The sequence below is a fragment of the Halomicronema hongdechloris C2206 genome (assembly GCF_002075285.3).
Lineage (GTDB): Bacteria > Cyanobacteriota > Cyanobacteriia > Phormidesmidales > Phormidesmidaceae > Halomicronema_B > Halomicronema_B hongdechloris.
Map to the genome: position 1 here is coordinate 1,372,798 of NZ_CP021983.2, position 14,583 is coordinate 1,387,380.

7 protein-coding genes are annotated in these 14,583 nt (G+C 47.5%); 2 read left to right on the forward strand and 5 right to left on the reverse strand.

The window, feature by feature from the left end; genetic code table 11:
• Window positions 1–3: 3 nt before the first annotated feature.
• Window positions 4–2,628: an NACHT domain-containing protein gene (locus XM38_RS06305; protein WP_202978835.1), complete on the forward strand. Its 2,625-nt coding sequence runs from the start codon at window positions 4–6 to the stop codon at window positions 2,626–2,628.
• A gap of 64 nt (window positions 2,629–2,692) precedes the next feature.
• On the opposite strand, the gene XM38_RS06310 is transcribed toward XM38_RS06305, so the two are convergent.
• The 3 genes from XM38_RS06310 to XM38_RS06320 all read right to left on the reverse strand — a co-directional run bounded on the left by XM38_RS06310 (window position 2,693) and on the right by XM38_RS06320 (window position 8,672).
• Entirely contained in the window at window positions 2,693–5,125 is a 2,433-nt protein-coding gene (locus XM38_RS06310; RefSeq protein ID WP_080807480.1) for an NACHT domain-containing protein, read from the reverse strand.
• Between the two features lie 197 nt (window positions 5,126–5,322).
• Entirely contained in the window at window positions 5,323–7,617 is a 2,295-nt protein-coding gene (locus tag XM38_RS06315) for an NACHT domain-containing protein (RefSeq protein WP_080807482.1), read from the reverse strand.
• A gap of 8 nt (window positions 7,618–7,625) precedes the next feature.
• Window positions 7,626–8,672, reverse strand: coding sequence for a caspase family protein (locus XM38_RS06320; protein WP_080807484.1), 1,047 nt, complete (start codon window positions 8,670–8,672; stop codon window positions 7,626–7,628).
• A gap of 183 nt (window positions 8,673–8,855) precedes the next feature.
• Between XM38_RS06320 and XM38_RS06325 the strand changes: the two genes are divergently transcribed.
• A complete protein-coding gene (locus tag XM38_RS06325) occupies window positions 8,856–10,388 on the forward strand; it encodes a hypothetical protein (RefSeq protein WP_080807487.1) in 1,533 nt (510 codons plus the stop codon).
• Window positions 10,389–10,707: 319 nt separating this feature from the next.
• Here the strand turns inward: XM38_RS06325 and XM38_RS06330 are convergent, their stop codons facing one another.
• Window positions 10,708–12,984, reverse strand: coding sequence for an NACHT domain-containing protein (locus XM38_RS06330; protein WP_080807489.1), 2,277 nt, complete (start codon window positions 12,982–12,984; stop codon window positions 10,708–10,710).
• Window positions 12,985–13,110: 126 nt separating this feature from the next.
• Complete coding sequence (locus tag XM38_RS06335; protein ID WP_080807492.1) at window positions 13,111–14,559, reverse strand: bifunctional DNA primase/polymerase; 1,449 nt, start codon at window positions 14,557–14,559, stop codon at window positions 13,111–13,113.
• Between the last annotated feature and the right edge of the window lie 24 nt (window positions 14,560–14,583).

A 14,583-nucleotide genomic window follows, 5' to 3' on the forward strand; every position in this document is an offset into this window, starting at 1 on the left:
CGCATGCCAATACCTGACGAGTTACTGCCGTTGATAGACCAAATCCTCAATCGCATTGAGCAAGATGGGGCAGCTTTGAAGAGTTGGCGGCAAACGGAAGATGGCCAGAAAATCATTCAGTATGTGGTGCAAATTGGTAAATACAACACCACTGTAGGCGAAGGAAAAGATATTTCAATTGGCGATCGCCTGGATCGAGCTTTGCTTGAGGAAGTGCGTAACTTGCTGCGATCGCAACTCTCGTCTCAAGTAGTAGAAATCAACTGGTCGCAAGTCAGCAGATTGCTTTTAGAACGCCAAGTTCAACGTCTGACCTCAAATCCTTTAACCCATGCCGAGGGGGTCACCTATCGCACTGAACAGGTGTATGTGCCACTGGGGTTGGTGGAGCGCAAGAAGGTGTCGCGTCACCGGGAGGATGTGCCCCCAGAGCAAGGCTCGTTGCTGTACAAGGAGACGGAGATTTCTCAGAAGTTTGAACAAGCAGTGTTTCTGGAGCAGGTGTTACGACAGGGGCAGAGCCCTCGGAGTGGGGGGCGACGGATTGTGATCATTGGGGAGCCAGGGGCGGGCAAGACGACGCTGTTGCAGCAGATGGCCTGGTGGGTGACGGAAAACATTGAAGGGGCGATCGCGATTTGGGTGTCGTTAGCGGGTTTGCAGGGGCGAGCTCTGGAGAATTATCTGCTAGAGCAGTGGTTACCGGCAGTAGTGCAGCAGCAGGGACAGGCGGAAGCTTCGACACAAGTGAAGGATGCGCTAGTGGCGCAGTTTCGCGCGGGGCGGGTATGGCTGTGGCTTGATGGGGTGGATGAGATGCCAGTAGCAGCGGGTAATCCGCTGAATGAGGTTGAGCGACAGGTGAGATTGGGAGGTTTGTTGGCGCAGGCGCGGATCGTGTTGACCTGTCGGTTGAATCTGTGGGACGGAGAACGTCATGCGCTTGATACTTTCGACGTTTATCGGACGTTGGAGTTTACTTATCCGAAGCAGGTAGAGCAGGTCGTCGGGCAGTGGTTTGGGGCGTTGCCAGAAGCCCAGGTAGGGCAGGCAGAGCGGTTGTGTGAGGCATTACGGCAACCGGGAAAAGAGCGACTGCGAGATTTAGTGAAGAATCCACTCCGGCTAACTTTGTTGTGTTTCAACTGGTATTTGGGAGAGGGAACGCTACCGGAAACGAAGGCTGGATTGTATGAGCAGTTTGTGGCGGATTTTTATGAGTGGAAGCGGGAGCGGTTTCCGACGACAGCGGAGCAACGAAGGCAGTTAAATGCGGCACTGGGTGAGTTGGCACGGGAGGCAATCGATAAGGAGGAAACCCGGTTCCGACTGCGGCATGATTTTGTGTGCAAATTTTTGGGCGAACCGGATGAGCCTGATTCGTTGTTTCAGATGGCATTGCGGTTGGGATGGCTGAATCAAATCGGTGTGGATGCGGACAATCGGCGAAAGGCAGTGTATGCGTTTTTCCATCCCACGTTTCAGGAATATTTTGCAGCATCGATTATAGTGAAGCAGTTTCAGGAAAATAGCATCACCTTTGAGCAATTGAAAACCGATATTCTTAGTAAATATTGGCAAGATGACTCATGGCATGAAGTTCTACTACTAGTTTGTGGATTGGTCAGCAACAAGATCTCCACTAAAATAATTGATTTTTTCATTGATCATTTTGAGTCGGGCAAGAATTTAATACGTCAAAATGAGAACCAATCAATTTTCCAACAAGCCAGCCTTTTCGAACCCATAGAAGACTTTGAAAATAAAAATTTTGATAATGATTTTGAGAACGAGGATTTTAGTGTCCCTGAATATTTCAGTAGAAATTACAACTTTAATAGTAGTAGCCTTGCTTTTGCAATCTCCATTTCCCAAGAGATAAATAATGGCCACAATAGTAAGATGACTCGTCAAAATTTAATTGCTCGCCTCGAAGATCATCTTGAATATCTTGAGGACTTTGTTGAAAGCCTTGGGAACTATACTTGGGATAACCTTACTGCAGACTATCTTAATCGTATATTTAGCGATATAGCTATTTTGGGACAAGGTTATAAAGAAGTTTTCAACTATCTTGCAAGTAAAGCCTGCGATGCTGAATTACAAGAAATATGTTCAGCATCAATCAGAGCACTTGCAGAACATTGGAATAATGATGAAATGTTACTGGAATTATTAGTGAAAGCTGCTATTAAAAACCGTTTCGGCACATCAAAGTTTTCAATCAATGATCCAAATCTGGTGACTAGCCCTCGTAAGATAGCGCTAGAAGCTCTTTTTATTCGTTATCCAAATCATGCAAAAACCATACAAGCTTTAAAGGATCGCGCAATCAATGATCCAGACGAACCAGTTCGATGGTATGCAGCCCAAGCCTTGGGCCAATTAGCGAAAAGCACTCCTGAAATCATGGATTTTTTATTTTCAGTTGTTAAAAATTCTCGCTATGACAGCAAATATAATTACCGAGTTAGTCCACGCCATACAATTTTAGGCGCGATAGTTTTGCACTGTTCAAATCATTTCCAAGCTTTTGCTCTTTTATCAGATTTGGCACTTAATGATTCTAATGAAGAACTACGTCTATGGGTGAAAGAACAACTTAAAAACTGGGAATCACCAGTGTGAATTCTGATGTTTTCTGGCTACATTCCAAATCTGCTAAGCGTTATTCGATTTTCCAATTCAAAAGCTAATTATTGTCAGTTTTTTTGTGGCTTCGTTTTTCAATTTCGGCGATTGGCAACAGTAATGTATCTACAATCTCTCGCTGGACTCCATAATTTACTGAAGCATTCCTATTTAGACAATCCATTAACAGCTTATTAGCTTCATAGTAATTCTGAAGTATTTGTTTTTGTTTCCAATTCGCTTGCCAGTTACTGCCTAGATCCCGATGATTATCTAAAATCAAATGAATCTGCCGTGACCAATCATCATGATTGGCTGCCCACCAGTCATCTAGATATCCCCATCGTGAGTGTTGCTCATAAGCAGGTGAGTCTTTAGATAGATAATATTCAGATGGAGGCAATAAGCTCAGAATAACATTATTTATGTACTGGTTGGTTTCTACGTCTAAAGGGTATGTACTATAAAGGCACAGGGGTGCAGATCTCTCAAATTCTGCTTCATCGTCGGGTCGCCAATTTCGATTCGGTAAATCAGCTTTTTGAAGATGAATATTAATTTTTTTGTCCTCAAATTTATTGATAAAGAGAAAAACTGCAAAATCGTAAGTTGAACTATTGGGACGAGAGAAAAAGCCATACAGTAAGTCATATAATGAACGATATTCAGAGTTGAGATTTTGGTCGATTTTGGCAAATAGATGATTGACAGGATCATTTTCAAGGTTTTGAACAAAAGCCAGGAAAATAGCTCTCAAGGCAGCTAATTTATAATTTTCCTTTGTAGCCTTTGCTTTATGAGATATCCATGATAGAAACGAGTTTATTTCAAGCTCATTAGCAACTAATTTATCTATATAATTTTTCATTGAGGCTAACAAATTGTTTGCGTCAGACAGTAGCTCGATCGTAAGAAGAAACACCTCTTGCCAGTGCTTGTTAATGCACTGAATGCTCATATTTTCAAAGTCTTTTGTTGCACAAAACCATTGCGCTACTAAATATTCTTGAAAAGTTAGATGTGAAAATGTCCAAACCTTCTGGCTTCTCTCAAGCAATAACCCATGCTGAGCTTCGATTGCCCGCAATACCCCCCGACTCTCCCGCAACCCAATTCCCAAAAACTCCGCAATATACTCCTCAATCTCCGCTTGCTCAAACAACACATACTGCTCCTGCTCAAACTTCTTCACGGCCAGATAGCTTAATAGCCCCAGCTTCCGCTCCACCGACAAATCGCGATAAATCTCATCCCGCTCAATCTCCCGCGACTTATCCCACTGCTCCAGCAGTAACTCCAATCCTTCTTCGTAGAGTTTCGACCTCTTCGAATAAAACTTTCCCGACTGGTGAAACACTGCACAAGTCAAACTCAGCAAAATTGGAGTAATTGCCAATTCCCGAATCGACTTGTTCTCCTCCCGAAACAATTGTTCCAAAAATGCTGTTGTCTTAGCCTGACCTGCGGTGAGATCCCCACAAACCGTCTGAAACCAATGCTCGGCAAACGCTCTTACCTGCGGCTCATTAAAATCCGCCACTTCTACGTAATCAAACCGCTCAAACCGCGACTCCTGGCTCTGCGTCCGGCATGTCACAATTATCTGCACCTGCGGATAAGCTCGCGCAAACCGCTTGATTTGCTTAGCGATTGCCTGCCCATCTGCCCCCGTCACCTCATCCAGCCCATCCAGCAGCACCAGGGATCGGCCTTCACCCAGCACCAGCCGCACAGCCTGATCCGACAACTGCCAGCATCGTTCCAAATACCGCTCTATTGAGTAACCAACTTCACGCCCATCCTCCACAAACTCCCGCAGCCGAATTAACACCGGAATTCGGTGCGTCTGCAAATTGCCCGCATTACACTCCGTCACTACCCGCTGCAAATACGTCGTCTTTCCCGAACCCGGCTTGCCCACCACCATCAGGTTGGTATCCCTGTCCAGCACCTTCAGTCCCGACACCCGTTGCCGTTCCTTACCCAAGCCCATGCGATCCAAACCGCGATAGCTGGGATTCTGGCTGAAGTCTTGCCACAGATCTACTAACTCCGATCGCCGATTGCTACTCACCTCCTCCAGAATATTCACATCCACAAACAACTCGCCCAGTGGCACCCAACGATCCACCCCCCATAGCGGCATCGTGCCGTACAAGCGCTGAATGTCATTGTGGATGCGCGATCGCACCTGCTGCACGAGCTCGTCTACTGACGTAACTTCTGCTGAATGAGACGGTTCTGACTTGTTTATCTCTTCTCGAATGGCTTGAGCGATCGCCTGGATATTCTCCTCCGTCAATTCGAGGCGATCGCCAATATGTATCTGCCCCAGGGCTTGCTGGATATTGACTGCGTACTTACCGACTTGCAGCACTGAAGGGGAGCAATCGCCTTCACCAAAAAAATCTCGCAGCGTTTGTAGATCAGCTTCAGTATGGTCGCCTTTAGCAATGCGCTCCAGGATAATTGGCAAATCCTCAAACTGAGCCATACGTGACGAATCCCGTCAACTTTGAAATACAACAGCGAAAGCTGCCTGAATCATAGCCTTTTGCCCGCTTTGCCGTGACTCCGATGGTTTGTGAAGTGGCGCATTGCTTATTGGACAGAGTGCGATCGTGACATTCCATTTTAGAGCAACTATGAAGTTCGGAAAACACAGCGGACCTACTCAGGTACAGTGCTGAGCTACTTTAGGGGCATGGTGGCAAAATGCTCTTGCACGAGCTTATGAATAAATCGATAGCGCCCGCCAACGCGCTGCAATAAGAGACGCTCTGTGCAGTGGTTGAGGAAGCGAGCGTAGTTCCAAGGACCATTTTCACTTCTGAAGAGCAACAACCTAAGCACGAAATGCTGAATAAGAGGCCATCCAATTGATGCAAAACTCATTAAAAATCCACAAATTGCTCCAAAAAAAACTATTTTCGGAACCTCTCTGGCAATAATATTCGAGTCTGGGCTGAGGAAAACAAATCCAAAAACAAATAGCCCAAGTAAAGCATTAAATAAAAAACATGAGGCTAGAAGTAGTTTCAGATTTTGACGAATTCCATGATTGGGATAAATCTTGAATTCTATGGGCTTCCTTAGGCCTTTAAATACTCCAAACATAATCCCAAAAACCATCCATAATGCTGCCATCACAAAGATCCAAACAAAAAACATACTGAATAAATCAAATAATTGTGTTCCTACGATTGATCCTCCATCGTGCTGAGGTGATTTAATGACAAAAAGTCGAGGTGAGTAAAGCCATGCAAATAAGGCAGTTACTAAGCTCACAAGACCAAAGCCGGCACCTGATAATGAGCCCAAGAGCACCCATTTTTTTAGCAGCCTTGGTTTGATTTCTCGAATAGAAAAGGCTTCAGTAAACTCAATGCTAGTTTGACTATTCTTGAATCCCAAGTAAAAACCTGCCATAGATGCTAACAAAGCCCCCCCCAAAGCCGCACGAATGAAGGTGAAATGCATAAGCTCAGCCAATGTTACCGAAATTCTTGCATTGGAAGAAGAAGAGACTCCCCAGAGAATGGTTGAGGTTTCAGGAGAAATCGAAGTTAACAAGCCAAAAAGTAGCAAGGATAAGAAATAGTGAATCGAACCAGTAAATACACTAAACAGAATGGAAGTTGTCAATATATATTTTCTGTGCTGGTTTGGTTTTAAAGTGCTTGCCTGTACTTCTTCAATTGAAAAATCATCAATAAAAGACTTGCCAAGCATTTGTGCAAGCCATACAAGCTGTAATCGAATTGTCTTAGCTGTAGGATGGCTACCTATTAAATAGTCCTTACTATTTATGACTTCATGAAGTCGTCGTTCCACATAAGCGTCCAGCAAGTACTCCATCCTGGCTTGGGTGGTTTGCTTTTGCTGCCAACGTTCTGGCTCTATACCATCATTGGCAAGTAAGGCCACACTCAACAGTAGTGGCGTGCGTACCAAAGCGAGGAGTTCTGCATCCTGGCACAGGGTTTCCCACAAGTCCTGACGGCTTAATGAGGTCAGGTAGCTTTGCAATTGCTCATCGGTCAGAGGTTCCAGGCAAATGGCTCCATTGAGTTCCAGTTTGGTATCGTACAGGTCGTATTCTTCCATGCGGCTGCACACCAGCATCCCCGTTGGCCCCTCCCCAGATCGCAACCATTCGTTGATTGCTTGCACCACAGATTCTTGTCGCTCAGGGGGCAGTTCATCTAGACCATCGAGTAAGGGCAGCAACGTTTTCTGCGTTAGCCAGGATTTCCCCAGCTTGGGCGACACCCCGTACTTCAGCCTGAGTTCGTTCACCAGCCAGTCTGTCAAGCTCTGCTTCGCACTTTGCCAGGACGACAGGTTTACCATCACCGGAATCGGCTGTTCTGGGTCATCATTCGCCCGCTGAATCAGCACCGCCGCCAGATCCAGCATGGTGGTGGTTTTGCCAGCGCCGGGGTTACCCAGAATCAGCAACCTGCCTCCCACCTCCCGCCGATCAAACACCTCAGCAACGTGAGTCCCTGGGGGTAGTTGCTTGGGCTTCCGGTCAGCAGTACGAATCTGGCTATCCCAGGGACGGCTCACCTGGGTGCGGTCTTCGGCCATATCGAGCCGCACCAGAATGGCATTGTGTAGCGACTGTCGCAAGCGATCTTCTACCTCTGTCCATACGGCAGCAATCAGCGTTTTTTCGTTGCCGTCCTTACGGGTGGGTTGCGGCTGCGTTTCTGGCAATCCATAAAAGTAGGCGCTTGAGGCTGCCAGCACCTCCTGCAATACCAGTTTTAAGGTTTCTGCATCCATCCCCTGATGAATCACCACCCGGTTGTTATCACCCAAGATGTTGTCACTTCCCGTGACAATCTTTGCGCCAGTTGCATCGCGGGCGATCGCCACCGCTCCCTGACCAGACGCACTGACCTCCGCCAGTAGCGCCTGAAGGTTTTCCTGAGGGAGCTCCTTCAGTGCCGCTTTCAGGTTTTCCAGGCTATCTGACATCAAACCACTTACTCCTTGTCAGCTTGATCAGCACCAAAAGTGTCACCAATGTGCAAACCCTGGATATTGTCTCCCATGCTGATGTTGTACTTACCTTTTTGATTCACAGTCTGCACTCGGTTATTGTTGCCAACGATGTTGCCCTGTCCAGTAACAATCGTTGCCCCCTGCGCGTTCTGAACCGCAACTGCGCCATCTCCTGAAGCTGCGATCGTGGTTTGAATCATTTGGCCGTTCAATTCACCAGGCTGTGACTCAATCCGAGGCTTGGATGCTAACTCAGGCGGCAGGCCCTTCGGCTGCAGATCGCCTCCGGCATAGTACGCCAGCACAAAGTTATCGGCCTTCTCAATGTCCAGCACAGGGTGTTGTTTATCGCTGGTCAATGTCGGCACAATGCGGCTGGCATACATCGCTAAATCCGTCGCCCGAATGTAGCCATCTTGCTGGGTGGCTCCTTCCCCACATAATCCCTTCATCAGGGCATAGGTAAAGGCACTGTAGGGTTCTCCGGCATAGGACAACTCATCTGGCCGTGAGGAGCCAATCATGATGCGTCCGCCTCCTTTGGCAAACATCCTTTGCGCTTCCGGCGGCAGCGGAGCTTTGGTCGCTGCAAAGGCAGAGACATCACTTAATCCGCCAGCATGGCAGCAATCCAGCATCACCAGCAGTTTCTGCGCCGGAATCTCGCGCAGGTAATCCACAAACTCACTGCCGCTAATGGCGGTCTCATCCAAAGCTTCAGTGTTGTAGCCGTAGGGCATTAAAAAATAAGACTTAAACGGCTTTTGCAGTTGGTGGCCATGTCCTGAGAAATAAATCAGCACCGTCGAATCGTCGTCGGTTGAATTCGCTAAGGTCTCCAAAGTTTGCAAAATCTGGCTGCGGGTTGCCTTTTCCCCCGTAAGGAAATGCACCTGGCTTTCTGGATAGGCACAGCGCTCGGGGTCTTGCAGAACCTTCGCCAGACCTTTAGCATCGGTGGCGGTAGTCGGCAAATCGCCACCGACTCCAATCACGCAAGCATGCCCTTGTTCAAAAAGGTGACTCATTTCTGTTTGCCCTCAACTGGAAAATCCTTCGAGTCTTCCGCCATTATGACCTCGCCGCTAAGAAGGGTTAGCGTTTTTTAGCAATAAAATTTAGTCTTACGATGACTTAGCCATGTTTTTTTGCAGGCAGGAGTCGTGAGCTGTAGTCATAACAATTGAGATCGCCCTTCAACCCATCTCCCCATGAAACTCCATCCCACTCCCTGGCTGAGCCTGACACTCTCCCTGCTGGGCTGCCTCCCGGCCCAACCCAGTTTGGCCCAAACAACTGTTATCGTTACCCCTGAAGCCCTGACGGCAACCGGAATGCGCGGGGAAGCTGAACCGGCAATCCGAACTTTGGCGATTCGAGCAACTGAGCCCGTAACCGATTTGCAAATCCACACTCTGGATTTGTACAGTCGCGATCGCGATCGAGTTTTCCCCCAAGCCCTGATTACCGTTCCCACGACCATCAGCTCAGTTGAGGTAGGTACCCTGACCACTTTGCCAGTTGCGTTTAATCTGCAGGCTGCTCCCAGTGGTGAATTTCAAGGATCGTTACTGTTAAGCTACGGCGGCGACCAGGTAACCGTTCCAATCACGGTTCGCGTGAAAGATGCCTGGTACTTGCCATTGGCACTATTGATTTTGGGCGTGATTCTCGGCACCACTGTTTCTAGCTACAGCCGTTGGGGAAAAACAACCGATGAGTTGACGGTCGGCATTGAAACGCTACGCACCCTAGTTCAAAAGGATTCAGAGATCCCTCCTTCATTTGCCTCTGGCATTGCAGTGTATCTGGCCGATGCCCACTTAGCCCGCGATGTCAAACAACTGGAAAAATCTCGGCAGTCCCTTAATGCCGCTGGTGAGATGTGGGGCAAATGGTTTCGGGAACGTCCAGCGTGGCTGAGTGCTTTACAGGCAGGCAAGGAATTACAGTCTCAGCTTGCCGAACAACTCACAGCGGTAAGCCAAGCGCCCTATCTGCAAACGATTCAGTCTAATTTGCAGACGGTGTTAGACAATGTTGCTAACTTTGACAATGCCGCAGCGTTAGGGCAAACCATCAACCGTTTTTCACAGCAATCGACCCAATATCTGAGAGTTCTCCAGCAATATCGCCAGTTTCAGCAAACCCTGGAAGAACTTAATCCCGATGCCTTACCACCCTCCGATCAAGAAACCCTACAGGATATGATTTCTCGGGCTGATGCCTGGAAAGAAATCCTCGTGACCCTGCGACCTTCTGACTCCGGCGATGATCCCCAACTACAAACCATTGGTTTAGCCATAGCCGAGGCTAAACCGGTTCTAAATACTTTGAAACAGAAAGCAGAGGATTCTGTTCCTGTGGATGGCTTGCGAGAATTTAAGCCAGGGAAAGGCAAAGCAGCCATAGAAACCAGTCCCCCCTCAGAAGTAGCAATGCCTCAAACAACAGTAATGGAATCTCCTGTCCCTGCCTTAGACGATACCTTCGTATTCAACGGCATTGCTACCCTGATCAAAAATCCCAAACAACGTCTCAAGCTGTTTGCGATCGCGGGCTATCTCACCACCATCGGCTTTTTGGCTGGAACCGGCTTCAACCAGCTTTATCTGGAGAACCCGACGTTCGGTTCAAGTGGACTGCGGGATTATTTTGCCCTCCTAGCTTGGGGCTTTGGCGCAGAAGCGACTCGCAGTGCGGTTACCAATGCCCTGCGACGAACCGATGGTGCGAGAGACTGACTGCTATCGTTTTCACACGTGGTCTCTAGCTAACCATGGCCAGAGTAGTACACAAACACCGTTACTCCTTAATAAGCGATCTCTTGACCTTCAACAACTCAAAACTGTTCAGGATTGCCTGCTGAGTTGTGCCTTCATGATGCAGTAGTCTCAAATACTGCTCATTGTCAGGATAGGCACACAACCTACTCCAGGTAAGAAGAGCGTATCCATGGACAAAGTTCTTTTCCATTGCTTAACACCAATCCTAAAAACAACTTTGCGTAAAGCTAATTGAAACAGAATGGTCTTCATTTCATGTAGCCTCTTTCAGAGTATTTCAAGTATTCAACGGCAAGATTAAGCCATCCTCAATTTCTTGGATCAGGTGAGTATTGGAGTGATCCCCACTATGCAAGCATTCAACCAAAATATAGTTTGCATTATAGTATTCAATTAGCTTCTCTTTCTCAGCGTCAGAGAAGCCCCAGTCATAACCAAAATCGCGATACTTTACCATTAAATTTCTTAGACTTATAATCCACTCCTCGCCGTGCTTTTGCCACCAAACGTTCATTTTTTCGGCTTCACAAGGTCCCCAAAGGCGCGTTTTCAGCCACCAGTCCGGCAATGCATCGATGAGTTTCTGGATTTCATCGCCGATTTCCTTACTTTTCGAAAGATATGAAAGCTCATTTGGAATTATTTGTTCAAGAACGATGGGAACTGCAAATCTTAATTGGGGCGACAGAGCAGTCTTGAGATTTCTATCAACTGCAAATTCGCAAATCAGAAGCTCATCTTCTTCTGGATTTTCACCAGGAAGATGATCAAAGTTCAGATGAATTCCTAACGCATAAGGAAGCTCTGTAAAACTGTCTGAATCATCGAAAGCCAAAATCAATGCTAAAGCCCGCAAAGATGACGGTTGATAAGAGTATTTAAAGGTATTAGCTTTTCTGCTTACCCAACTCAAAAAACACTGAAACTTTTCGTCCTCAAGATAAAGATCAATCTCGTGTTTCGTTGTACGAAATAAAGCATCTAGATCTTGAGTATTGTCTATGACGAGTAAGAATACCTCTTTCCAGTGTTCTTTATAGAGTTGTCGTGCTAAATCCTTCCAATTGTTAGAGGTATAGAATGGTCTGGAAACTAAGTACTCTTGAAAAGTTAAGTGGGAAAACGACCAGATTTCATGAGCTTGCTCAACTAAGATTCCATGCTGCTCTGAAATACTTTCTAGTACTGCTCCACTTTCCTCGGTCGAAATCTGAAGATGCTCTGCGATGTAACTACAGGCTTCTGCTTTGTCAAATAATACAAAATTTTCTGTTTGCTCAAACTTGCGAACTGCTAAGTAGCTTAGTAATTGCTTTCGTTCCTCCAGTGTTAGTTGCCGATAGATTTCACTCTTTGTCTCTCGATTGATTCCTCGTCGGTCATCCCATTGTCCTAGCAGTAAATCCAACCCTTCCCGATACAGATCAGACCGTTTTTCTGGTAAGCACTGAGAGTCTTCAAAAATCCAACACGTCAAACTCAAGAGCACTGGTGTTACCGCAAGTTCAGCGGTTTGCGGATGTTCACCAAGCTTTTCCATGAAGTGCTCTTTTAGCGCTTCACCTTCTTCCGGTGTCTCCACTATTGCCGTAAACCAGTTCAAAGCGAAGCTTTCTACCTGCTCTGGCTTAAAGTCTGCTACCTCTATGGGGATGAACTGTTCTGGAATGTATTTCGTCGTTTGAGTACGACAAGTCAGCACAAAGCGATTTTTGTCGTATTGTTTGGCAAACCTTCGCAGTTCATCCTGTACTTTTGGCTGTAAAACGCTGGAGACTTCATCTAGACCGTCCAACAAAACCATAACTTTTCCTTGCCTTAGAAGTTGCTTGGTTTGCTCTTCTTCGGCTAATTCAAATTCCTCATGGATATGCCGAAACAGGCTAAATTCAGCTTCATCAACATCCCGTAGCTCAAGCAAATAGGGGATGTAGTTTTCTAGAAAATCACCTTTGGCACAGCCTACTGCTAAGTGCCTCAAAAATGTGCTTTTCCCGGAACCCGGCTTCCCTAAGACCATCAACCGAGGATATTCTTCGCTTTCGGCGATTTGTAACCCCTGTAACCGCTCTCCTCTTTTTGCCAGACCCAATCGGTCAAACTGCTTTCGGACATTCTGCCCTTTAAGTAATTCTGGAATATTGGCTCGATAATCCTGTACTTCCAGAACATAAACATCTACATAAAGCTGATCGACATCAACCTGGCGTCTATTCAGGAGCTGAATCTTACCGAAATTTCTGAGGCCTTTCTCTGATGCTCGCGATCGCACCTGCTCAATAATTGAGTCAATGGGTGCTGGCGGAGGACGAAGATATTGACGAATGATTTCCGCATCGGCTCCCTCGAAGATGATGTTGCCATCACCGATGATGTTGTGATCGCCAGTAATCAGCACTGCATTATCCGCGTTCCCCCCCATGGCCAAAGCGCGATCGCCGGTAACCAGCGTGGCCTGGCCGGATTGAATTGCCTCTACTAACTGCTGTTGCTGTTCCGGAGTTAAGGATGTGCCCACAACACGCTGAATGATGGATTTGAGGTCTTGAGGCATTTCTTGAGGCAAACGTCGCTATGTCGTTCTTCACAATCATACCTACTCTACTCCTCCCTCTGTGGAACTGGATCAGCGACAATTCAAGAGCTTTAATAACTTCAGTGATACATTTCCTCGCTGCAGCTAACGTTCTAAAGCCTCACAGCCGCTCGGGCGGATTGGACTCAGAGAATGTGTTTGCTGTAGCCGTTTTGCCTCAACCATAAATCGCTGTTTATCTAAGTGCGTCACCTTTGATAGCTCAACCACAAATCCCCTTGCTTGAAATATCAAACCACGTGAAGCTGCTCTCACGATCAGATGCTGTCCTTCAGACTCAAAAGTGTATGTATGGCCATGTAGCAAACGCTTTCGCGGCGACCAGTCATCCCGATCTGTGTGGTGTTTAGCTGTTTGAATAGTTGGCGATTGTCTCAAAATGTAATGCAGGTCCCTCACCACATTCTGGAGTTCTCCTCCCTTCAGATAACCCCCAGCCGATAGCTCTGCTTGATTAGTCTGTCCGATTGAAGAGTAGCTTGGATATTTGAGATGACTTAAGGCCTGCACCCGTTTCCAGGCACTCTCATCCCCACCTGCAAAAACCGCTGCTGGAATACACTTCTCGGGGTCAACAATACTTTGAATAATCCGCTCTACCCGTTCGACATCAATTCCTAAAGCTGCCCCAGCTTCCTTCGCCAACGCCTCAGCATCTCCATTAATCGGCACCCCATGCTCAGTAGCCCAATTCTCCCAGCCATAGAACTCGCGTAGAGCATAGGTCAGGGAGTGCGATCGCGACTCCAAGGGGCTCTCCCCCTGCAGCACCGCCTGAGCCTTGGCCGTCGCCAGGTCTTCCAGCCGTAATACTCCTGGTTGGGCAGGGTGTACCTGAATTGGGGGCCGAAGGTGAGTTGGTTCACTCTGACCTCGTCTACGGCTAACCGGATACACCCCAATCGCCTCCAACCGTTCCACCCACACGGGTGATACCCGCTGCAAGTTGACATAAGACTGTCCACTGGGGCCAATCGTTGGTGCGAGTACTGTAAAGCGTCCTTGGCCCAGGGCTTCCCCCATGTGCTGACCGCCCAACCCATCCAGCGAGAAGTTGGTGAAGCGTTTTTCTGGAACTCGCACAGCAAACCGCCAGCCACCACTATGGGTCCGTTCTGTAAAAGTTTGCTGCAGTCGAGGATGCTGGCTGAGCCAGTGGCTGATGCGGGCATTACAGGCCTCTTGGGAGCCAAACTGTTTTACGTCCACATCGAGCCAAACCAGGTTCTGCCATCCTCCCAAAGTACCGATGCCATTGGCAGGATGAGTAAACCAGGTCCGGAACTCTTGCTCAGTCGGAAGCTGGTGCTGATATTGAGTGTGGCGGATCAGATGAGGAATGCCATTGGCATCCAGAAAGCTAGGATTTTTGCCCGTAAAAGCAGGGATTAAGGCTCCATTTGAGTCGCGCTTCAACGTGCCGTCTCGCTCCCTTGCCGGATACTGCTGAGGATGCTGAGCAGGCGCTATGGGTAAAGGGGGCAATCCCTGAGCCTTGAGCCAGTCAAAGGTTTTTCGTAAGTCTGGTTTCATGGTCTTGACCCAATTGAAGAGCCG

Coding starts and splice junctions, on each gene's coding strand:
- XM38_RS06325 (WP_080807487.1), top strand. CDS start 8,856: ATGAAACTCCATCCCACTCCCTGGCTGAGCCTGACACTCTCCCTGCTG.
- XM38_RS06335 (WP_080807492.1), bottom strand. CDS start 14,559: ATGAAACCAGACTTACGAAAAACCTTTGACTGGCTCAAGGCTCAGGGA.
- XM38_RS06320 (WP_080807484.1), bottom strand. CDS start 8,672: ATGAGTCACCTTTTTGAACAAGGGCATGCTTGCGTGATTGGAGTCGGT.
- XM38_RS06330 (WP_080807489.1), bottom strand. CDS start 12,984: ATGCCTCAAGACCTCAAATCCATCATTCAGCGTGTTGTGGGCACATCC.
- XM38_RS06315 (WP_080807482.1), bottom strand. CDS start 7,617: ATGTCAGATAGCCTGGAAAACCTGAAAGCGGCACTGAAGGAGCTCCCT.
- XM38_RS06310 (WP_080807480.1), bottom strand. CDS start 5,125: ATGGCTCAGTTTGAGGATTTGCCAATTATCCTGGAGCGCATTGCTAAA.
- XM38_RS06305 (WP_202978835.1), top strand. CDS start 4: ATGCCAATACCTGACGAGTTACTGCCGTTGATAGACCAAATCCTCAAT.